Genomic DNA, 23,820 nt, shown 5'->3' on the forward strand with positions numbered 1-23,820 from the left:
ATACAACATAACAATGTCAGCAAATGCAGAGGAAAAACTATGAATCAGGCCTCTCTATCTGTAAATAAGAGTCCGGGATATATTTTGGGATGGATTGAAAAAGTAGGAAATAAAATTCCGAATCCTTTTGTTTTATTTATCTATCTGATTGCCGTGTTAATGATTGCGACCGCTATTTTATCCTGGTTTGATTTGGCGGTAAAAAATCCGATAGATGGAGAAATGGTCAGGGTTAAAAATTTACTCAGTGCTGAGGGAATACAATGGATTCTGCCTAATATTGTAAAAAATTTCAGTAGCTTTACCCCTCTCGGAGCCATTCTTGCGTTAGTCATTGGTGCCGGGCTGGCTGACAAAGTCGGTTTGTTAAGAGCTCTGATGTATAAAATGGCAGCGGGTATCAATAAACGTTATGCCAGCTATATGGTGTTGTTTATCGCCTTTTTTAGCCATATTTCGTCGGATGCGGCACTTGTTGTGATGCCCCCGTTGGGAGCACTGATGTTTATTGCCGTTGGGCGACATCCAGTGGCTGGATTACTGGCTGCAATTGCGGGTGTAGGATCAGGATTTACGGCAAATCTCCTGATTGTCACAACCGATGTTCTGCTGTCTGGTATTAGCACGGAAGCGGCTAAAATGTTTGATCCTAATTTGAATGTCAGTGTCATTGATAATTGGTATTTTATGGCAACATCCGTGATTGTACTGACGATTGCGGGAGCAATTCTGACGGATAAGTTTATTGAGCCGCGTTTACCTGTCTGGGAAGGAAATAGCGAGGATAAATTAGAAAAGCTTACGCCACAACAAAATCGCGGGTTATTAATGACCGGGCTGTCGGCCCTGATTTTTATCGGTATTGTTGGGTTGATGGTAGTTCCTGAAAATGCGCTTTTGCGGGATCCTCTGACGGGATCAGTCCTTCCGTCACCTTTTATAAAAGGGATTGTGCCGCTGATTATTCTGTTTTTCTTTGTCGTTTCGATTACATATGGTGTTTTTACCAAACAAATAAAAACACCTAACGATATTCCGGAGTTGCTCGTTGACCCGATGAAAAGCATGGCGGGTTTCATTGTGATGGTTTTTCCTTTGGCTCAGTTTGTTGCTTTCTTTAATTGGAGCCATATGGGCAAATTTATGGCCATTGGTATCACTGGCCTGCTGGAAACACTGGGTCTGACTGGCGCACCTGCTTTTATCGGACTGATGTTTTTATCTTCTTTTTTGTGCATGTTTATTGCGAGTGGTTCAGCCATTTGGTCGATTCTTGCACCTATCTTTGTGCCGATGTTTATTTTACTTGGCTTTCATCCTGCTTTTGCGCAGATCATCTTTCGCATTTCTGATTCTGCTGTATTCCCTTTGGCACCGATGTCACCTTTTCTGCCTCTCTTTTTAGGATTTCTCCAGCGTTATTATAAAAATGCCCGTTTAGGCACTTACTATACGCTGGTACTGCCTTATCCTCTGGTATTTTTTATCGTCTGGATGCTGTTGCTTATCGGATGGTATTTTGCCGGATTACCTATCGGGCCGGGTATTTATCCAATATTAAATTAATGACTAATATGTAGTGGTTATAACTTAATCTGATCTCCGTTGAGAGGCTTCGTCCTCTCATTAATCCCCAGTAAAATAATCCTCCCAATCTATTTATTCCTGTTATTACAGAGTTCGGCAAAGAGTAATTATTCATTTTTTATATAGGGCATTTTATTTTAAATGGCGTGTTTATTTTGAACGGGTGTTTGTTTTTGAAAGTATGATTTGTTTTTAATGGGGCGATATATTTTAAAGTCTGCAATGTTGCCGGGTTTATTTATATTACGCCTTGTTGTTGTTAATAAATGCTATCCAGACGTTATCAAAACACTCATTATTATTTATGCCCACATTCATTTCGTGAGTTATTCCTCTGGTTTTCGATGTGATAGCTATTTTATTACACCTATTTCTAAATTTTACTGTCGTGGTTTGAAGCATGACTCACACTTAATAAAGAATATAAAAGTATACGAGGAAGGTGGTATGTTCTTAAGTAAAGAATCGTTCAGTGACGAGGAGTGGAACGATCCCAAGTTTCAGTTACGTAACTTAATTAAAACATCTGAAGGGCTGGAAAAATGGGTAGCATTAACTGACGGAGAAAGAAAAGCCATAGAAGCAGTTAAAGGAAAATATCTTTGGCAGAGCACTCCGTATTATGCTTCGCTTATGGACAAACATGATGAGAATTGCCCCATTCGATTACAGACTATTCCTCATTTAAGAGAAATGAACGTAGCGGAAAACTCTGATAATGATCCGGTAGGAGATACAGCTAACCTCAAAACAGCCAGAGTAGTACATAAATATCCGAATAGAATTGTTTTACTGGTTTCGGATACTTGCCCTGTTTATTGTCGCCATTGTACGCGAAAGTTTCATACCACAGATGTCAGTGGCACCTATTTTGGTTCCGATCTTGCCGCATCTTATGAAGAAGACTTCGCTTATATTGAGAGCCACCCCGAAATTGATGATGTTCTGCTGACGGGCGGTGATCCCTTAATACATTATGACAAGTTTCTTGAAGCGATTATTAAGAGACTGAGGAGCATCAGTCACATTAATATTATCCGTATCGGAACCCGTTATCCCGTATTTGCCCCTCAAAGAGTGACAGAAAAATTCTGTCAGATGCTGGAAAAGTACCACCCTATCTGGGTTAACACACATTTTAATCACCCGAAAGAAGTGACCGAAGAAGCGGCTGCTGCCTGTGATCGATTACTGCGACATGGCATCCCTGTGCAAAACCAGTCCGTTTTATTAAAAGGGATCAACGACGATGTAGAAACGATGCGGTCACTACTCAAGGCGCTTTTGAGGATCAGGGTTCGTCCTTATTACTTGTACCATTGCGATAACGTATCCGGTGTTTCTCACTTCATGACCACTCTGGAGAAGGGACAGGAAATTATGGATGCGATGGTAGGGTTCGAGACAGGTTTTAGCGTGCCGCAGTATGTCGTTACAACGACATTAGGCAAATTACCGGTTAACCGGGCCCATGTTACCGCTCATGAAGATGGTCGTGTAACGGCGAGGAATTATAAACAGGATTCTTTGGATATTACTGAATATATCAAACCGCCCTCAGATTTGAATGATTATCCCTCTGAATATCGTAATAGTGAAATTATTCCCTCTAAGACTGTCGATTTATAAAAAGAGCGATCTGTAGGCTATCGGTTTTTAAAACGAAAGATTAAGCATTGTTATATTAATTAACTGAGATGTTCATAATGATACAAGAGAATCCTTTTTCATCCCGCATTGCTGGCAGAGCAAAGAATATTAATGCCTCAGTAACGGTAGGGCTGGCAGATATCGTTGCCAAATTGAAAAGTGAAGGTCGTGACATTATTGGATTAAATGAAGGTGAGCTGGATTTCAGTACTGGGGCTACGATTGTTAATGACACCATCCGGGCACTGATAGATGGCAGGACACGTTATAGCTGGCTCAACGGTGAACCTGAATTAAGAGAGAAAATCTGCCAAAAAGTATTTGAAGATAACCGGATTAAAGCGACGCCTGAAAATGTCATCGTAACCAATGGCTCCAAACAAGTTATTTATGAAATCTTACAGACAGTCATTAATCCCGGTGATGAAGTCATTATTCCCGTGCCCTGTTGGGCAACATACCTTGAAGCAGTCAAATTAGCCGGTGGGAAAGCGGTATTAATTGAAAATATTGGTGTTGATCTGGATGTTGAAAAAATAAAGCAGGCCATTACCGAAAATACCAAACTTATCATTATCAATACGCCAAATAATCCGACCGGGGCTGTTTACTCGAAAGCTGCATTACAGACCCTGTGCCAAATCGTCAAAGAAAAACAGATTTTCATGTTATCTGATGAAGCCTATGAACAAATTGTCTTTGATGGTGAACATCATAGTCTGGCTGCCCTTGATGACAATGAATACATAATCACGGTGCAAACATTTTCAAAAAGCTTTGCCATGACGGGCTACCGTATTGGTTACATGATAGCCCACTCTGAATTAATCAACAGAGTCTCTGACCTGCATGGTCATATGACCGATAATGTCTGCACTTTTGCCCAGTATGGTGCAATTGCCTCGCTCGAAATGCCCAAAGATTTTTATCAGGAAAGGTTAGAGATACTCAAACAACGCCGGGATCGGGCATACCGATATACCCGCGAACTTTTCGATTGTGAGCTTCCTGCGGGCGCATTTTATCTGTTCCCCAATGTTGAAAAATACCTCAATGATCGTTGTCGTGATGCCACTCAATTCTGTGAATATCTGCTCACTCATGCAGGGGTAGCCCTGATCCCGGCAGAAGCCTGTCTGTATCGTGGACACGTACGAGTTTCTTTTGCTGCGCCTATGGATGCTATTGAGCAGGGGTTTGAACGGATCGCAAATGTATTGCGGTAATTTATGACCATAAGGATTAATAAGAATGAACCAGGCGATATATTCCATTGAATTGTCTAATTCAGAAGTTGATGAGATTCAGGCTCTCATCGCAAATTTACAAGAACGTTATCATTCTACTGATGATCAGGCATTTGTTCGCAGCTTGCCGGAATGGGTCGAGTCATTGCCCACCCGATTACGTATTGAAGTCAAAAAATTCCGCCATCAGGGTTACCCGCTAGCTGTTATAAAGGGATACCCCGATATGTCCGGTTCGATGGGGGCAACACCAAACCACTGGAAGGACGTTTCCAATACGAACGGTCATTATGATTACTACTGTTGTTTGATGTCGAGCTTATGCGGTGATGTAGTCGGTTTTTCCGATTTACAAGACGGCAAACTGGTGCAAGAGATCTTCCCAATCCAGCAAGATGCCGGAAAGCAATTAGGCACGGGTTCTGTCGATCTATTACTGCATACCGAAGATACCTCGCTGGACTATCGTGCGGATTACCTCGGTTTCATGTGTATTCGCAATATTTACCGCATCCCCACCAGCGTGTCAGTTCCCGATTTTTCCAAACTCAGTGAAAAAACCGTCACTATTCTCAAGAAAAACAAATTCCGTATTTTTAATGATCGTCCGTGTTTGTCAAAAGAAGAGCGGGATGAAAATTATACGGTTTGTCCTGTTTTGACGGGTAGCGGCGAGCATATTCATATGCGCTACGATCCTCTGTATATGGATAAAGCTGCGTTGGATACCGAAGAACTTGAGGCGGTGGCTGAACTGGAGACATTAGCTGAGTCGGCGGTATTTGATCTGGTTTTAAGCCCCGGTGAAATTGCTTTTATTGATAATTACCGCTGTGCTCATGGCCGTAAAGCGTATCAACCCAGATATGATGGCACTGATCGCTGGTTGAAGCGTACCCAGATTTTAACAAGATTACGGGATTTTAAACACCTGTCATTAACCGGCCGCATCAACGTGTTGCCTTAAATTTTTACCTTAATTCTAAGCACTAAGGTGAATTTTTGCTGCCTGAAATATTGATGTATTTGAGTGATCTTTTTTATTTGGTTTAAGAGTATGCGTAAACACAATCAAAATGCAGGAGCAGATCGTTTTGTTGAGCAATGGCGTGTCTGCCTTCAGGGACTCGATACTGATAATGTCCTTATTCTGGCGTTACTGAAAAAAGCACTCAGCGATATTGATACAATACGGTTTAACGACTTGCAATCCGGGCGTCAGCTAAGCTGGCGCCAATTACTGTGCAGTATTGCCCGTATTTATCGTTATTTGCATGAATTGAACATTACTCGTGGTCAGCGGGTAGTGACAATTTCGCATAATTGCTGGGAATTACTGGCTATTGAATTCGCCTGTCAGCTTAAAGGCGCTATTTATGCGCCGGTATACGCCAATTATTCTGAGGAGATGATGACTTACTGTCTGTCATTGGCAGAACCCGCATTAGTCATCACCGAAAAGGTATCACTTGCTCAGACGCTGGCACAGCATAGCCCGTGGCAGGTGATGATACTGGAACAGGCCGGACCTTTCCCTGATTTTGCCGGTATTGACAGGGAAACTGATCTGATTAGCCCGGATAAAGCCGTCAGCCATGAAGCTATCGGAGAGGCGTTACTCAGGGCTATTACGACAGATTTACAGGCCACGCAGGCAGAACAGGCATTCTGTTTGATGTTTACTTCCGGTTCCAGTGGTAAACCGAAAGGTGTGTTGCTCAGTCAGAACAATATTCTTTCACAGCAGCAGGCTCTGCAAACATTATGGCATTTCGATGGCCCGCAATCTTTTCTCAGTTACCTGCCGTGGCACCACAGCTTTGGTGGATTATTTGAAAAATACACGGCCATTTTCAGTCAGGCGATGTTACATATTGATAATAGCCGGGGCATGGATATTGACCGGATGTGCACTAATCTGAGTCAGTTAAAACCGACACGTTTTTTCAGTGTGCCCAAGATACTGACAGTCGTTGCCAACAAAATGAAACATTCCGGGGCTTTTTACCGGGCAGTGGCACCGACATTGCAGATGATCTTCTCTGCTGCCTCCAAATTGCCTCCGGATATCGAAGACTATTTTAAGCATTGCGGTATCTATGTTGCTGAGGGCTGGGGGCTGACGGAAACCAGCCCATGCCTGACACTTAAAGGCCCGGGCTATGAAGAACACAACAGTGTAGGTCGCCCCTTACCCAATGTCATTCTCAGAATTGATGAAGACAGTGGGGAGATTTTGGCAAAAGGGCCGAATGTCATGCTGGGCTATTATGCAGATGAAGCCGCTAACCAGCGTTGTTTCAGGCAGGGCTGGTTCAGGACAGGCGATCTCGGCAAGATGGTCAAGGGTGAACTTGTGCTTCTGGGGCGGTTAGATTCGGTTAAGAAACTGTCTAATGGCGAAAAGGTATCCAGTGATGCCATTGAACAGAGTCTGTTTGAGAAAACCGATATTATCAACCATGCCATTATTGATATTGAACAACGTCCCTACGCTACTGCTCTATTGTTTATTAACCCTGAGTTGTGTCGCCAGCGATTTGGTGAGAATTGCACACTACAACACTCATCCCGCTTGCAGGAGCATATTGCTGAGGTGGTACAACAGCATAATCAGCAGGTGGAGGATAGTTCGTTTAAATTGATTGCGGTGGCGGTCACTGAAACCTCACTGTCTCTGGAGAAAGGAGAAGTCACACCGTCATTTAAAGTGTCGCAGCATACTGTACGCGAGAATTATCAGGCTGTGCGTGATGCCTTATACGATACCCGTAAGCCTTTCCATATGAATCCGGCATGTCATTCATTCCTGAAAATTACCGAAAATCATATTGTTTCATCCGTTATTCCTCAGGAGGCTGTGCCAATACAGAGAATTAACTGGGAAACATTTGTTCACATCATTGGTCAGGTGCGGGGTCAGAAACTGGCCGAAGATGATGTACAACGTTCTTTAATGGATCTGGGTTATAACTCCGTGACCATCGTCCAATTGGCTGACAGTTTAAGTCAGGCTATGGGCCATGCGGTGACTGAAGTCGTGTTGTTCTCCGCTTCGTCAATTCATCAGCTTTGGCAGAGGCTGGCATTAGCAGTACCTACAGTAAAAACCACAGATGAAAGCCTTTCGCGCACTGAGGCCACAACGTCACTGCCGTCTAAACAAAATAATGCTGAAGTAGCGATTATCGGCTATGCCGGACGTTTTCCCGGCGCAGAAGATTGCGATCAGTTGTGGGAGAATCTGCTGGCAGGAAAAAGCCAGTTCAGCCGTTGCCCGGAAGACCGTCCTTTTATGGCATCGCTATTAGCCGAGTTTGAGGCGAAGGGCATCCAGTTGAGCGGGGCATTTTGCGACGATATTCGTCAGTTCAATCATAGTTTCTTCCAAATTACGCCTAAAGATGCCCGGCTGATGGACCCTCAGCACCGATTATTGCTGATGGTGACATGGGAGGCTATTGAGCAGGCTAACCTGAGCCTGAATGACCTGAAAGAAAGCCGAACCGGTGTATTTGTTGGTATCAGCCAGAATGGTTATCGACAGTTGCTACAGAATTATCTCACGGAGACAGGGGAAGAGGGATATCCGAGCAGTGCAATCAACAATCAGAACAGCGTATGCGCTAATCGGCTATCGTACTTTTTGGATTTGAGAGGGCCTTCGTTAACGGTCGATACCTTGTGTTCATCATCGCTGGTGGCATTGCATCAGGCACGTTTGAGTATTGAGCGGGGCGAATGCGATACCGCTATTGTGGCGGGGGTACATCTACAGCTGGATATGGCCCATTTCAGGGAAATGCAGCAATTGAGCGTATTATCCCATGATGGCTTATGCCGCCCTTTTGATGCCAGAGCCAACGGAACTGTTCTGGGGGAAGGGGCAGGTGTGGTTATCCTTAAACGTCATGATCTTGCCATCCGTGATAATAACGATATTAAAGCCAGTCTGCTGGCTTCTGAGATTTATCATGGTGGTCGTAGTAATGGCATCACAGCCCCCGATCCGCTTGCACAGCAACAGTTGCTGGAACAGTGTTGGGCAAATGCTGATGTGAAGGCGAGTGATATCGGTTATTTCGAAACTCACGGTACGGGCACTCATCTGGGCGATCCTATCGAAATGGCGGGTATCCATGCCTGTTTTCACGCTCAAAAAGCGCAGACTCCCTGCTATTTAGGCGCTATCAAAGCTAATATCGGGCATCTCGAGGCTGCGGCAGGTATTGCCGGATTAATCAAACTGTTGCTGATTGATAAACACAGAATAGCGCCGCCAGTGGCAGGATTCAGCGAGCTGAATCCACGTATCACGCTGACCGAAGGACAACTTGCGATCCCGACTATCGCCCAACCGCTTGCCCCCGAAAAAACGTGTCTGGCCGTCAGTGCATTTGGCATGGGAGGAACAGGGGCGCATGTGGTGATCAAAAGCCACCATAAAAGTCAAAAAAGTCTTGTTGAGACAGAGCCGGAAAACCAGACGTTGCCTTGTGTGCTGAGCGGATACGATCAGGCACATTTGAAGGCGTTTGCCAGCCGATTATTGGCGGATGTGCAGCAACATATCAAACAAAAGCAATTTGTGCTTAGAGACTTTTGCCAGACACTGGCTCAACGGACGGTATTGCCGGTTGTTTGTACACTGGGGGTCAAGAGTGCTGAGCAATTGGTTGAGCAGCTATCCGCAGTATCCAGAGGCGAAATAGTCGGTTATCGCGCCAGTGAACATGGCCCATCAATTGCTGATACCACAACTGATAAAACAACGATGGCATTAGTTTTTGCCGGGCAGGGAACGCAATCGGTAGCAATGGCGGCTCAGTTGTATCGTCATAATGTGCAATTTGCCCAGTGGATTGATCAGATTGATCAATTATGTTCGGAGATAGCACATGAAAGTGGGCAACTCAAGGTGGAGGTCAGACAACTTCTGATTGAGCAGGTAGACGAGCAGATAATCAACCGCACTGAGTTTGCTCAGGTTATTTTGTTTGCTTTTGAATATGCGCTCTATCAGTGTCTGCGTCCTGCCATCGGACGCATTGATATTCTGCTTGGTCACAGTCTTGGTGAATATGTGGCGGCCTGTATCGCCAATGTATTTTCCCTGAAAGAAGGGCTGAGGATCATCATCAAACGCGCTCAATTAATGGAAGCCAGCGATCCCCGTGGTGCAATGATGATGGTAAATGGTTCGGCGGAGCAAGTCAGTGAGCTGATAGAGCACGCTGAGCTGACTATTGCCGCAGAAAACAGCGAAACCAACACTATTATCAGCGGTACACGTGATGCGCTTGAGCATTTCCGGCAAAAACTGGAGCAGCATGATCTCCATGCCCGATTTATCAATACCAACCGGGCATTTCATTCTCCGATGATGGATAAGGCAGCTCAGGAATTTGGGGCGTTTCTCGCTGATATTCCGCTTAAAGTGGCAGAAGTGCCGATTTTGTCGAATCTGACAGGACAACCGGAAACAGCGTGTTTCGCGACAGTCGAATACTGGCAGCAGCACATGTTAGGCCGTGTCCTGTTCCGGCGTAATCTGGAGAATTTAGTGGCGATGTCTGGGCTGAAAGTCATTGAGATTGGGCCTAAAAGTATGCTCAGCATATGGTTGTCGGAGAAACAACCGCAACACTTTGCCTCCGCTTATAGCTCCTCCCGGAACAGCCAGCAACTCAATTATTGCGATTTATTGGCAGTATTAGCCAGCGACTATTTATCCGGCTCACCGAGAGAATGGCTGACAATGTATTCACCGTTCACATTTAATCCCGCCTTATTGCCGGCCAGAAAACTACTGACAGAAACGTGTTGGTTTACGGAATACACCGCCACGTTAGCGAATGGCGTAAGACAGCAGAAACAGCCTGAAGAATATGAGCAGGGCAATCTGCTCGATCATGAACCTTTCTTCATCATGCAGCAGCAAATTGACTGTATGAATGCCATTTTCCAAGCCCAATTAGAACTTATGAAGGGAAAGTAACGTAATGACGCAACTGCCAAATGAACTAAAACACGCTTTGCAAAATTGGCTAGAGTCGGAATTAGCGAGTGAGCATGTGCCTACCAATACTGACTTTTTGGCGCTGGGTATTGAATCTCTCACGTTGATTAGATTTAAAAACAATATTAAATCCCAATATGGCGTGGATATCAGCATCGGGAAATTTTTTAAGGGATTGTCGAATATCGATAAGGTTGCCAGTTTCATCAGTGAACAGGCTCAGCCTGCCGTGGCTGAAAGTGTTAATCATGAACCGAATGTGCCGCTAACTGCGCCAGAGATGCCAACACCGCAGCAATCACTGGCAGAGCCACAGGCAGCCGACAATAGGCAGCCTGAGCCGATAGTTAACGAATCTATGGTTAATCAATCTGTAGTTAACCAATCAGTGGTTAACCAGTCTACAGTTAACACACCTGTCGTTAATGTGCCGATGACTCCTGTCCGTGAAACCAAGCTCGATATTGAGACTAAACAGGGCATTATGGTGGCTCAGTTAAACGCTATGCAGCAACTGTTTCAGCAGCAGCTGGCGGTATTGCAGAATATCAGGGGAGGAACCACGAATTTTATCACGGAAAATCAACCGCCAGTATCAGCATTAGCCCCGGTATTATCTACAGCCCCAATAGCGCCACCAGCACAAATAACGGTGCCTACAGCATCAAATACCGTTCCATTGACCAGCACTCAATCAGGTAAACAATCTGTTGAGATCCCCGATCATCACACTGAGCAGCCTCAGCCTGAGGTGACAAAGCCAGCAGCTTCATCAGGTGAAAAAGCCAAATTTACCTATAAACCGGTTGTGCTTTCAGAGCCTGTGCAATGTGATGCGGAAACGACAGCGTTTATTCAGCAATACAATGCGAAAACAATCGCGTCAAAAAACACTATCCAGAAATATCGGACAGCGCTTTGTGATAACCGCAATGCGATCCAATTCAACAGCAAACTGAAAGAACTGTGTTACCCGATTGTGGGGAAAACGGCAAAAGGGGCGCACTTTACCGATCTGGACGGTAATGTTTTTATCGATATCGCGATGGGATTTGGTGTCAACTTTTTTGGGCATAACCCCGATTTTATCCAACAGGCGTTGCAAAAGCGGCTCCAGCACGGTTTTCATCTTGGCCCTGTTGATGAGTCTGCGATGGTTGTTGCGGATCTCATTACCGAAATCACCGGCGTTGAACGCGTCGCGTTCACCAATTCAGGTACTGAGGCGATTATGCTTGCCTGCCGTGTGGCGAGAGCTGCCAGCGGGAAACAAAAAATTGTCATCTTCAATAATGCCTATCACGGTCATTATACGGAAATTCTCTTTATGGGCGGCATGAAGCCCGGAGAGCAGTTCCCACAATCCAGCGGTATTCCTGATAATCTGGGGCGGGATATTGTGGTGCTTAATTATGGCGAACAGCAAAGTCTGGATTACATTACAGCCCACGGGCATGAAATCGCCATGGTTATGGTTGAACCGGTTCAATCACGCAATATCACTTTACGACCAGAATTGTTTATTCAGACGTTACGGAAAATCACCGCACAGAAGAATATCGTCTTGTTATTTGACGAAATTATTACAGGATTCCGTTATCACGCCCGAGGCGCCCAACATTACTATCAGGTTAAGGCAGATTTGGTGACTTATGGCAAAGTCATCGGTGGCGGCCTGCCTGTTGGTGTGCTGGCCGGAGATGCGGTAGTCATGGATTATATTGATGGTGGTTTCTGGCAATTTGGTGATGTTTCTTACCCGCCTAATGAGACTACTTTCTTTGCCGGAACATTTTGTAAACACCCTTTGGCAATGGCTGCCGCAGAAGCAACGCTGTTACATATGAAAGCACAAGGGCCCTCATTACAAGCTGATTTGAACGACAGAACAACGGGATTCGTTAAACGGCTTAATGGTTTATTTACTGCGGCAAATAGCGGGATAGAAGTTGCGAATTTTGGATCACTTTTCAAATTCAGCCAGAAGAAAAACCATGAACTGTTTTTCCATCATTTATTGATGAATGGGGTTTATACGTGGGAAGGGCGTACTTGTTTCCTCTCGACGGCTCATGACGATAATGTTCTGGAGGCGTGTTTCACTGGCTTCGAAAAAACGGTTGAAGGAATTACCGCTGCTTCTCGCTCTTCTTCTGCCCGTCCGCCGGATAGACCAATTACGCCGAAAATGCAGGAAACAACGGTTTTGGCTGAACCCAGAATGCAGAAAAATCTGGCGATGGCGAGTTGGTACGATCCGGCAGCCTCAAAATCTTATAATGAATTCATTCAGTGTGTGATTACCGATGAATTACAGCCTCATCGTTTGAACAGCACCATTAAGTATCTATTCAATCGTCATCAGCAGCTACAACAGGTTTTTTGCCCTGAAACGTTTAAAACCGTAACGGGGCAATTTGACTATTATGCTGCCATGCGTGTTGAGAAGTCTCCCTTCGATTCACCGGAGCAGTTTTCTCAGTGGCAACAAGCCTGTATAGATGAAGAATTTATACTCGATCGCGGGCCTATGTTCAGAGTGCATGTGGCGCAGGTCGATCTGTCCAAGCCATTATGGAATGGAACTTCTTTAGCGCAATACGCATCAGATCATTGCCGGGTGGATATCATCTGTTTGGTTGCCCATCATACGGTTGTTGATGGTGTCTCTTTGGATATCTTTATCAATGAATTAGTTGCTGTTTATCATGGTGCCAGTGATTTGCCACCCGCTGCGCAATATCAGGATTATCTGGGACGGCTGGCAGCTTTCAAAAACACACCAGATTTTATTCATCAGAAATCATTCTGGCATAAATATCTATCTGGCTGGCAGAAGGATTTGGCTAATTTACCCGTTACGGTACCTGTCGAACTCACTGAAGAAGGTGACGTGCTGGCTACGGGGGGCTTTCATCTGGAGAAATTACCGGCTGAACTGACGGCTAAGCTGTTACATTACGCCACTAAACATCGCGTAACACCTTACATACTGATGTATACCGCCTACTCCATTTTTCTGGGATCGGTACTTAAACAATCTCAGTTCGTTATGGCGACATCGGTGGCCGGGCGTAATTTTGATAACTTCGATAATTTGGTCGGGTTAACGACCGCGATGTTGCCCGTCCGGGTTAATACCTGCAATGAACAGCAGCTTTTCAGTGAGTATCTTGACCTGACCTGTGAGCAATTGTTGGAGGTTCTTTCCCATCAGGATGTGACTGTTGATGATCTGACAGTGCAAAGTAACAGCCTGAGCAATCGTTCAGAAATGCTGACTCGTTATCTCAATTACGATTTCAATTTCAGCCCCCGTAAACTGAGGCTGAATGAGAGTGGTAGCTGGTCGGTATTGCTGGACAATCCCAAACGTTTCATTGTGGGTCAATTGTCTCTGGATGTGTTCCAGAGCGAGAATGATCTGTATCTGCACTGGGAGTATGCGGCTCAGGCCTACAGCAAGGTACAAGTTAAAATGCTGTCCGGTAAGATGGCTCAATTATTGGACTATCTGGTAAGTGCACCAGAGCAGAATGCACTGACTTTGGCTGATATTACTACTCATCTTAAATCACTGGATGCGTCTTCTATTGCCATAGGAACAGTGCGGAAGGATTTTCTGTATCAGGCACCGATCCATGCCTTGTTTGAGCAACGTGCTTCTGATGCACCACAGGCGTGTGCATTAGTTGATACCAGCTTGCCGGAAGGGGTAAAACAACTTTCATTTTCTGAGCTGAACCGTCAGGCAAATGCGTTGGCTCATCACCTGTTACATCAGGGATTACAGCCAGAAGAACCTGTTTTTGTCAGGGTGCGCCGCGGTGTTCCTTTGGCAATCTCCGTGTTAGCCATACTGAAAGCAGGGGGCGTATATGTTCCTGTCGATAAAAAATTACCGGTGACTCAGGTTGAATATCTGCTCTCAATACTGACTCCACGATTTGCCCTTATCGACGAAGATTATGGCACCTTCAGCACTCTCTCACATGTGCAATATTTAAACTTTTATGATGAAGAGACGCTGTTACGTCAATGTGGTGTGGATGAAGATGGAGTGAGTGAGGAAAATTCGGCGTTACTGAAAAATCCCGAAAAAGTGATTGCAGCAGGCCAGACGGCTTACATTACCTGTACTTCAGGCAGTACTCAGCAACCTAATTGTGTGATGAACTCTCATGGAGCCATTGCCCACCACTGTTTGATGATGAAGGAATATCTGGCGATTGGGCCCGAAGATCGGATGCTTCAATTTACCGATTTATTCTGGGATATTGTTCTTGAAGAACTTTTCCCTGTCTGGAGCGCCGGCGGTCGGGTTGTCTTTCTGGGAGATACACCGCCAAGCACTTTCTCTGATTTTAATCAATTGCTGACTGAGCAACAGATTACGCTGGCTGATTTACCATCGACTTACTGGCAAGGCTGGGTGGAAAGTTTAGACGATCCGGCGATTGAGTATCCCTCTCACTTACGACGTATTTTAGTCGGGACGGAAAAAGTTGATCCACAGACACTGAAAAAATGGCAGCAGCACGTTCCGAAAGGCGGAATTTTCTCCAATGCTTATGCTCAGACTGAGACAACCATCACCGCGACGGATTCGGTAATCACTACTGATACATGGGTCGGTGAAACAGTTCCGCTGGGCAAGCCATTAGCGAATACTGGTTTTTATGTGCTGGATGAAGCCGGGCAGCCAGTGCCCCGTGGCGAACCCGGTGAATTGTATATTGGCGGCCCGCTGGTATCCAAAGGGTATTACGGTAATAACACCCTGACTGCTGCCAAATATGTGGCTGATCCGTATATTCCGCGTGAAGCCTGCAACCATGCCACTCCACGCATGTATAAAACCGGGGATTTGGTCAGCATGGATGAGCAGGGATGCCTGTCATTCCTCGGTCGTACCGATTTCCAAATTAAAGTACGTGGCTATCGCATTGAGCCGACTCAGCTGGAAAGTATTATCGGCCAGTGGGAAGGTGTTGAGCAGGTTGTACTGACAACAAACAGTGTCATTGATCCACGTATTCCGCCGGCGGAAACAAAATTACTCTGTTATGTGAAAACTCAGGCGGATAAAGCGGAACAAAAAGCGCTAAGTGAGCGGATACGCCAGTATATCCGTGGTAATTTTGCTCATTATATGCAGCCACATGCCATTATTTATCTGACTGACTTCCCTAAAACCACCAATGGCAAAGTATCGATAAAAAGATTTCCTTTGCAACCTGACCTATTCCCAAATAACGCGTTACAACACCGTTCATTACAGATGCATGTTGCCGAACGTGTCACGCAAGCGCCATCACCGGCGGATCTTAGCAGCACAGCGGGTCGTTTGCTGATGACTCATCTTGGACAGCATGGTTTGAATATGAATGAAAGCTTTGTTGCATTGGGCGGAGATTCGTTAATTGCGATCAAAATTCTGTCCGCCTTGCAAAAAGAATATGGCATGACGCTGAGACTACCGGAGTTTATGGCCTGTGAAACCTTGGCTGATCTGATTGGGTGGATTGAATCAATGCTGGCTGAGAGCAGGGTTACAGTCCGATCTCAGTCACTCTTATCGAATAGTCATGCAGAGATGGCCGGGCAAAAAGTAAAACCAGTATTACAGGCCCGTAGCCGAAAAAAGAAGGTAATGGTTGAATGAAGGGGATCAATGGTTTTTATCCGCTGTGGATTGGCATTGCAGTGTCGATTTTTGGCAGTGAGCTGACCGAATTTGCATTCGGGCTGTGGTTGCTGGAAAAGCAAATGTCAGTCACTGCCTACACAAATATGTATCTGGTATTAGTGCTTCCGGCCTTTTTACTGATGCCTTTAGTCGGGTATGTGATTGATCATTACGATAAACGTAAGGTGTTATTGTTCACAGAGGGCATTGCGGGTTTAGCCCTGGCGATTGTGCTTATTTTCAATCACTTTGGCTATCTCAATAACATCGTGGTTTATCTCTATATCGCATTGACCAGTGTGTTGACGGCGTTACAAATTGATTGTTACAGCACGCTGGTTTTCCGGCTGGTTCCGGCTGCTTCACTGAATCGGGCGAATTCATTGGGCAGCCTCAGCGATTCATTACCACAGATGCTTGCTCCGATCATCGGGGCGTTTCTGTTCTCTCATTATGGTTTAGGGATTGTGCTGACGCTCGATCTACTGACTTTCATGATCAGTGCCTTTGCTGCCGGATTATTGTTCAGGGTCAGCGCTGTGCAGTTTCTGCCGCATGATGATGGCACGCTCTCTAAATTGAACTGGAAAGCCATTTTTCCTGATATGGGGTGTGTCCGGTTGGTCAGGGCATCGCCGGAAATGACTTATATGATTGCGTACACCTTTTTTAAAGCCATTCTGGTCGGGGGAACGCTAATCACTATTGTGCCTTATTTCACCACTTATTTTTCTGTCGCAGATGCCGGTTACATGATGTCTATCGGTGGTGTCTCCATGGTGATCGTCAGCCTTATCTCAGCATGGCGGCCTTCTATATTAAAACGTATGCCGCTATTCGCGCTGGAATTCCTGTTCGCGGCGGGTTTTGTGATATTGACCCAGATAAAGAATATTTATGTCGCTGGCATATGTATTGCGCTTAGCTTTATCACGATGCGGATAAGCATCATTAAAATGCAAACGTTATGGCAAACAACGGTGCCGAAAATATATCACGGCCGAGTCTTCGCACTGCGTAATCTGGTTAAGACATTCAGTAGTTTCATTATTTATCTCATCACCGGAATTGTATTGGATCTCTTACTGGCTCAAGAGGGTGGATGGGCGATTTGGGGGCAGGGTAATCCTATGGATCTTTACTTTATAGGGATTACCTTACTGATATTACCTCCCTTGCTTATCTCGACACGCAGGCTGTTAGTCGCTATAGGGGGAGAATAATATGCTCAGAATAGGCATTATCGGTACGGGGGCGGTTGCGTGTTACTTAGCCCATCAATGTAAACAACAAGGATGCCAGGTTTTTTTATTGTCTTCACGCGGTACAAGACATCAGGCACATCCGATCAGCCAAATACAGCTGTTCGATGAGACAAAACCAGAATACGCCGCGAGTGTGGATCTCGGTAGCATTACTATTGATGGGCATCTTACCGACTACAGTGCTTTTTTGGCTAAAGAGTTTGATCAACTGTATGTGTGCAGTAAAACCGTTTCCAACCTGCATATTTGTCAGCAATTGTCCCGCCATAAAAACCGTCTTAAAGGCCCGGTGATCTTATTTCAGAATGGGTTTGCCACTGAACGGACATTCATTGATGAAGCTCTGGATGTCACGATTATCCGAGGAGTGCTCAATTTCTCAGTGACTCAGCACGGGAAACAAAAACTGAAATTGAGGTTCCTGAAAACCAGTTATCTTGGTGTCCCTGAGCAGATCAAAAGAATCAAAGAGCGGTCAGAAACGGACATTTTAGCGGCGTTGGATTTACTCAACCGCGTGGGCATTCCCTTCGAAGGCTGTACAGATATAGAGCATAAAGCATTTGCTAAAAACACCCTGAATGCAGCGGCTTCCGTGTGTGGGTTAGTCCGTTCCGGCGTAGAAACAGCGATGCGTAACAGCAGTTCCCGAGCCGTGATACAGGCGATTGTTGATGAATGTACGGCTATTGGTGAGAAGGCAGGATACGTCGGAGATAGTGAAAATTTTCGTCGTCAGTCTATGGGATATTTGATGTCGATTCCTGATTTTAAATCCTCATTGGTGCTGGATGTACTTCATGGCAAAGAAACAGAAGCTGAAACCTTGCTCGCTTCTTTTATCAATCTCAGTCAACGAATGGGCATTGCGGTACCAAATCTGGATTTCGTTTATCGTTATTTCGATTTTTACAATACCTATATAACTCAGTCGTGCATAACCCAGTCCTATACATTCACAGATATGACTCTGGTTGAAGGAGATGTGTAATGAGCGGAACAACAGTCAGTTCGCTTGATGATGGTGAAGGCGTTCTGAATAACGTATTTTCTCCTTATGCTGATTATTTTATCGACATACTTAGTCAGCGTAATTCTTTTATTGCAACGCAACCCGTTGGGATCTATGAAAGCCAGATTAAACACTATATTTGTCAGGATTATTTTAAGGACGAACAGCAAAAGCTGTGGAAAAAAATCCCTCAGTTTATAACTCCTATTCAGTCACTGGAAAATATCGGGGATTTTATTACGGTTGATTACCAAGGCCGTGTTCCTATGATCGTAAGCAAAGTAGACAGTGATCGCTGTGCTGTATTTGCAAACGTGTGTCCACATCGGGGAGCAAGGCTGGAAAACCAGACGGAAGGATGCAAGAAAGCCTTTGTTTGCCCTTATCATAGCTGGTCATTCAGCCATCAGGGACACTTAATTGCTGCGCGCTGGCGGGAAGCCTTCCCCGAAATACCAGACCAATACCGTTCACTGAATTCAATTAATGCCCGACAAAGATTCGGTATGTTGTGGCAAATGCCGAGCGATCCTAAACCTGATTTTTCGCTGGATAACTGGTTCGCTGCCATTGAAGATCAAATGACAGCCATCGGTTTTGAACAGCATCAACTGCTGAATTCCCGCGAAAGAATGGTGCAGGCTAACTGGAAACTGCTGATTGAAAACTTTATCGAATACTATCACGTTCAGTCGTTGCACCGGAACAGTCTGGCACCCACATTGAATGGTCAATTGTACTCACTGGATTCTTTTGCCCAGCACGGCCGTATTCTGACTCCGCTGAAAAATCTGGCTCAGGTTCGCCAGCAAACTCCTCATAAGATACGCCGGGAAATGGTTGCGACTTATTTACTGTTCCCTAACGTGATTATCGGGGTACAGCCTTATCATGTTTTTGTCTCTTTTTACCATCCTGTATCGGCTAATCAAACGTGGTCGAAGACCTTCAACTTTATCCATAACGCGGATGAAGAGATTAAGGAAGTATGCCAGCTAGATGTGGAGTATTTGGCGGAAGCGTTGGAAGAGGATTACGAGGCCATCGAACAAGTACAGAAGAATCTGGAAGTATCCAGTGCTCCGAGCCTGTTATATGGTGAGGCTGAGTCTCTCATCAGCCAGTTGCACCGCAACTTAGCGGCGATTTTACATCCAAATGGCAGGAAGGAAAGTCAGGCATGAATAAGATGAAAGACCAGATGCATACTGATACTGAGATGGAACGTACCTGTGAAATTGATGAAATACAGGCCTCTGCCGGTCAGCAAGATTTATGGCTGGCGGAGCAGTTGAACGAAAAACAGCTCTACATTGTGCCTGTCACCTACGAGTTGGTCGGAACGTTGGATCAGGTGAGGTTATTGGATGCCATTGAACAGACGATCCAAAACAGTGAAGCTTTCCGTACGGCATTTGTCGAAACTGAACAGGGGTTGGTGCAGCATATTTACCCTGTGGTTGAATTACCGGTGACGGTTGTAGATCTGTCCGGGCAAAATGAGATCCCGGATGATCATCAGCAGTCGCAACTGCAACGGGCACTGGCTTACTGCCAGAATAATCTGGAAACACCATTTACATTGAGCCAGCCCGGTTTAGCCCGCTTTCTGTTGATCAAATTAGGAGAGCAACGGCATATTCTGCATTTTTGCCTTCATCACCTGATTTGTGACAATGATTCTGTCGCCTTAATTCTCAATAACATTGCGACTGCATACGCAGGAGAACTGTTATTCGGTGATGATGCAGGAGCCGATATCCTCGAGTACGCTGATTTTGCAATTTGGCAGGACGAGTTACTGCGTGGGGATTACTTGGATGGTGATGAAGCTTACTGGCTGAATGAATTGTCCGGAGTAGATGGCCGGTTGGAGTTTGCTATCGGTAATCCCATCTCCTCAAAGAGTGAGCAGGGCGGTATGGTTCGACGTTTGCTGAACTCGCATTTAGCTAATACTTTCAATCAATGTGCTTCTGGTCTGGGCATTTCACCGGCACTTGCTTACTTCACTGTATACGCTGCGCTGCTATACCGACTGACCGGACAACAAACGATTGTGTTCGGTGTCCCCACGTCTTTGCGGGATGATGCACGTCTTGATAAAACAATAGGTTACTTTATCAATGTGTTACCCATTAAAGTAACCTTCCACCCGAAAATCAGTTTTGCCGATATTGCTACTCAACTGAGTAACCAGCTTTATACCGGTATACAGCATCAGCAATTTCCTTACAGCTCTATTGTGCGCAGTGTCAGCCATGCGCAGCAGACCTCACAAACTCCGTTATTCAATGTGATGTACAACTATTTTATCGGTCAGACAGATTGGACGTTACCCGGTACTCGTGCTTATTTACATGAGTTAACGCCGGTCGGGGGAAAATTCCCACTGACGCTGTTTGTGGTGAATCACGTTGATACCGTGGAGCTATGTTTTGAATATCAATATAACCATGTTGCGGCAGACTATTCTGACGTATTAATCAATAGCTATCAGCAGTTATGTACCGCGATGACTCTTAATGCTGATCAGGAAGTATTGGCTCAGTCTTTGCTGAGCGAGGATGATTACCAACGTCAGGTACTGGCATTCAATCAGACCGATACTCTCTTTCAGGAAGACTTCTGTCAGCATTTTTTGCGCCAATTAAGTACAGAGCCTGAGTTAACAGCAGTTGAATATTTAACTGGCTCACATGATGAAAGCATGAGTTATGAAAGACTATATTCTCTGAGCCAGAAAGTCGATGATGAGTTACGCCGGCATATTACGTCAGAAACGGCGCAGCAGGCCCGGGTTGTGATTTTCTCCGGTGCTACCCCTTTGGCTCTGGCCACTATTATTGCCTGTTTAATGGAAGGCATTGTCTGGATACCTGTCGATAGCCATTTACCTCTTAACCGTTTGCTGATGATTATTGAAGATGCCTGCCCTGACGCTGTTGTGATTGAGGAAAGTGGTGTCGAGGGTAAAAATGCGTCTTTGGCTGCGGAGATATCGCGTTTCAATACGCCTGTTATTGAGCTGACGAGCGAATGGGAAACGGCCAGCAGAGACAACAGAAACTATGGTGCCTTAGTCCCTCAATGGGAACAAATTCCCCAGAATAACAGCCTTTGCTACATGATTTACACCTCCGGTACGACAGGCAAACCCAAAGGCGTTGAAGTTTATCGTAAGGGGCTGAATAACTATCTCAACTGGGCAGCACAAACCTATATTCCGACAAAATCTATTCCGACAAAATCCCATGATTTAGGTGGGCTGGGTGTTCCCGTAACAACATCCTTCGGTTTTGATGCCACTATCACCAGTTTACTTTTGCCGTTAATGGCACGGGGACATGTCATACTGTTCTCCTCACAAGCCAGTCAGGATAGCCAGGATGGGCCATTACTGCGCCTATTAGAACTGAATAAGCCACTGGGATTAATGAAAACAACACCTTCACAACTGGAGCATCTGGCACTCAGTCTGGGACAGAAACAGACATCGCTGGACGTTAAAGTGGTCGTCGTCGGTGGCGAGCAAATGAGTCGTACCCATCTGGAGTATCTCAGCGCTATTGCGCCTGAAAGTGTGTGTTTTAATGAGTATGGCCCGACAGAAACGGTTGTGGGTTGTTGTGTCGAGCGATTGAATATCGGGTCAGACCTCCAAAGGAATCAGGGGGTGTTACCGATTGGCTCTCCCATTGCCAATACACAGATGTATGTTCTCAATGAACGGGGCTGCCATCAGCCAGCCGGAGTGGTTGGTGAGTTATTTATCGGTGGTGCGGGGGTCGCGAAAGGATACTGGCAGCGTCCCGACTTAACTGCAGCTGCGTTTATTGAAGATACTTTCTCCCGTATCAACGGCGAACGGCTTTATAAAACCGGTGATCTGGGTTGTTTTACTCTGGATAACACGCTGTTGTGTCTGGGGCGGAAGGATAAGCAAATCAAACTCCGAGGTTATCGGATCGAGCCGGAAGAGATTGAATCTTGGATTAAGCAAGTACCGAATATTGATAAAGCTGTCGTCGTTGTTGAAAAACAGCCCCATGAGCGGCTCTGTGGTTATCTGGTGCCAGCTTCGGGGGTTATGGAGAGCCCTCATCAACTTATTGATCTGGTCAAACAGCACCTGCAAGGCCAATTGCCGGATTATATGATCCCAACGCAATGGCGGGTAATCGATGCTATTCCTTATACCATAAACAATAAGATTGATACTGCCGCTTTATTGATATTAGGGCAAAACCAACATTCTCCACTGGCAGAGAAACATGTGGAGTGTGAATTTAACTCTGAGATTGCCAGACAGCTCTGTTCCCATTTCAGTGAGGCTCTCAATCGCAGCACTGTTTTGCTGGAGGACAATTTCTTTGAGCTGGGAGGAGATTCTCTGATGGCTGTACGCCTGCTGGCAAAAATTAATGCCCATTTTAGTATTGAGCTAAAACTTAAGGCCTTTTATCAGCGCCCGTCTCTGACAAATTTGATTGCGTTAGCGGAAGAACAGCTGCGCTATCGCAATACGCATATGAATAGGTAATTTATGGAAAAACAGGAGGGAAGTTTGGAGAGTAATAAGCTATTTATTATACCTAAGCCGATCCATAACCCGAGGCTGAGAATATTCTGTTTTCCCTATGCGGGAGGCTCTGCCAAGACGTACCATGACTGGGCTAAATATTTTACGGATGATATTGAAATTGTTGCCGTACAGCCGCCGGGTAGAACAACCCGGATTGATGAAGCGCCATATGAAGATTTGCAATTACTAATCGATGAGTTAGTGGCTCATGCAGAATTTATTACGACAATCCCATATGCTTTCATCGGACACAGTCTGGGCTCCCGGGTGGCATTTGAGCTTGCCTGCAAACTTCAATCCCGTGGTTATCCGGTTCCTGTGCATTTGTTTGCATCAGGCTGTACAGCTCCGCATTTGAGACATAATTACCCCGTAACTCACGACTTACCGCATGATGAATTTATCTGTGTATTACGGGAAATGAATGGTGCTACGGATGAAGTCCTGTTAAACAGGGAACTGATGGATTTCTTGCTGCCGCTTTTAAGGGCTGATTTTAAAATGGCCGAAACTTATCCGATAAAACGGTGCTTGTTGAAAAGCCCGATAACCGTTTTAAGCGGAGATTCAGACCCGGACATTAAACCAATTGAACTCTATGCCTGGTCAGAATTATCCAGTGAAGGTGTAACCGTACAATATGTTCACGGCGGTCATTTTTTTATTGATAAAAATAAAGAGAAAGTTATTGAAATTGTGTTAGCGTCACTGCCTGAAGAACCCGAATGATCCCGGGTTCTTTCAGTCAGAGAATGAGCGGCAATTG

General features: G+C 45.3%; 11 protein-coding genes. All 11 read left to right on the top strand.

Annotation, left to right across the window (positions count from 1 at the left end; genetic code table 11):
- Nucleotides 1–39: 39 nt before the first annotated feature.
- Complete coding sequence (abgT, locus tag AACS90_RS03160; RefSeq protein ID WP_099121667.1) at nucleotides 40–1,566, top strand: p-aminobenzoyl-glutamate transporter; 1,527 nt, start codon at nucleotides 40–42, stop codon at nucleotides 1,564–1,566.
- A 468-nt stretch (nucleotides 1,567–2,034) separates the two neighbouring features.
- Nucleotides 2,035–3,216 (top strand): arginine 2,3-aminomutase, encoded by a 1,182-nt coding sequence (gene blsG / locus AACS90_RS03165; protein ID WP_099121668.1) that lies wholly within the window; start codon nucleotides 2,035–2,037, stop codon nucleotides 3,214–3,216.
- A gap of 77 nt (nucleotides 3,217–3,293) precedes the next feature.
- On the top strand, nucleotides 3,294–4,463 hold the full coding sequence (locus AACS90_RS03170; RefSeq protein ID WP_099121669.1) for a pyridoxal phosphate-dependent aminotransferase: 1,170 nt from the start codon (nucleotides 3,294–3,296) through the stop codon (nucleotides 4,461–4,463).
- A gap of 25 nt (nucleotides 4,464–4,488) precedes the next feature.
- Nucleotides 4,489–5,451 (top strand): TauD/TfdA family dioxygenase, encoded by a 963-nt coding sequence (locus AACS90_RS03175; RefSeq protein ID WP_099121670.1) that lies wholly within the window; start codon nucleotides 4,489–4,491, stop codon nucleotides 5,449–5,451.
- Nucleotides 5,452–5,541: 90 nt separating this feature from the next.
- Nucleotides 5,542–10,482 carry a type I polyketide synthase gene (locus tag AACS90_RS03180; protein WP_099121671.1) on the top strand — a complete coding sequence of 1,647 codons (4,941 nt, stop codon included), beginning with the start codon at nucleotides 5,542–5,544 and terminating at the stop codon, nucleotides 10,480–10,482.
- A 4-nt stretch (nucleotides 10,483–10,486) separates the two neighbouring features.
- Nucleotides 10,487–16,168, top strand: a complete 5,682-nt coding sequence (locus tag AACS90_RS03185) for a non-ribosomal peptide synthetase (protein WP_099121672.1) — start codon at nucleotides 10,487–10,489, stop codon at nucleotides 16,166–16,168.
- Nucleotides 16,165–17,415, top strand: a complete 1,251-nt coding sequence (locus AACS90_RS03190; protein WP_099121673.1) for an MFS transporter — start codon at nucleotides 16,165–16,167, stop codon at nucleotides 17,413–17,415. Before AACS90_RS03185 ends, AACS90_RS03190 begins: the two co-directional genes overlap by 4 nt.
- 1 nt (nucleotide 17,416) lies before the next feature.
- Nucleotides 17,417–18,448, top strand: coding sequence for a ketopantoate reductase family protein (locus tag AACS90_RS03195; RefSeq protein ID WP_099121674.1), 1,032 nt, complete (start codon nucleotides 17,417–17,419; stop codon nucleotides 18,446–18,448).
- The gene (locus AACS90_RS03200; RefSeq protein WP_099121675.1) at nucleotides 18,448–19,653 is read left to right on the top strand and encodes an aromatic ring-hydroxylating oxygenase subunit alpha; all 1,206 of its coding nucleotides are present in this window, start codon (nucleotides 18,448–18,450) and stop codon (nucleotides 19,651–19,653) included. The genes AACS90_RS03195 and AACS90_RS03200 overlap by 1 nt, the downstream gene beginning before the upstream one ends.
- Entirely contained in the window at nucleotides 19,650–23,012 is a 3,363-nt protein-coding gene (locus tag AACS90_RS03205; protein ID WP_241538219.1) for a non-ribosomal peptide synthetase, read from the top strand. Before AACS90_RS03200 ends, AACS90_RS03205 begins: the two co-directional genes overlap by 4 nt.
- Nucleotides 23,013–23,015: 3 nt before the next feature.
- A complete protein-coding gene (locus tag AACS90_RS03210) occupies nucleotides 23,016–23,783 on the top strand; it encodes a thioesterase II family protein (protein WP_339373601.1) in 768 nt (255 codons plus the stop codon).
- Nucleotides 23,784–23,820 lie beyond the last annotated feature (37 nt).

This window comes from Xenorhabdus sp. KK7.4, from assembly GCF_963876465.1.
Lineage (GTDB): Bacteria > Pseudomonadota > Gammaproteobacteria > Enterobacterales > Enterobacteriaceae > Xenorhabdus > Xenorhabdus stockiae.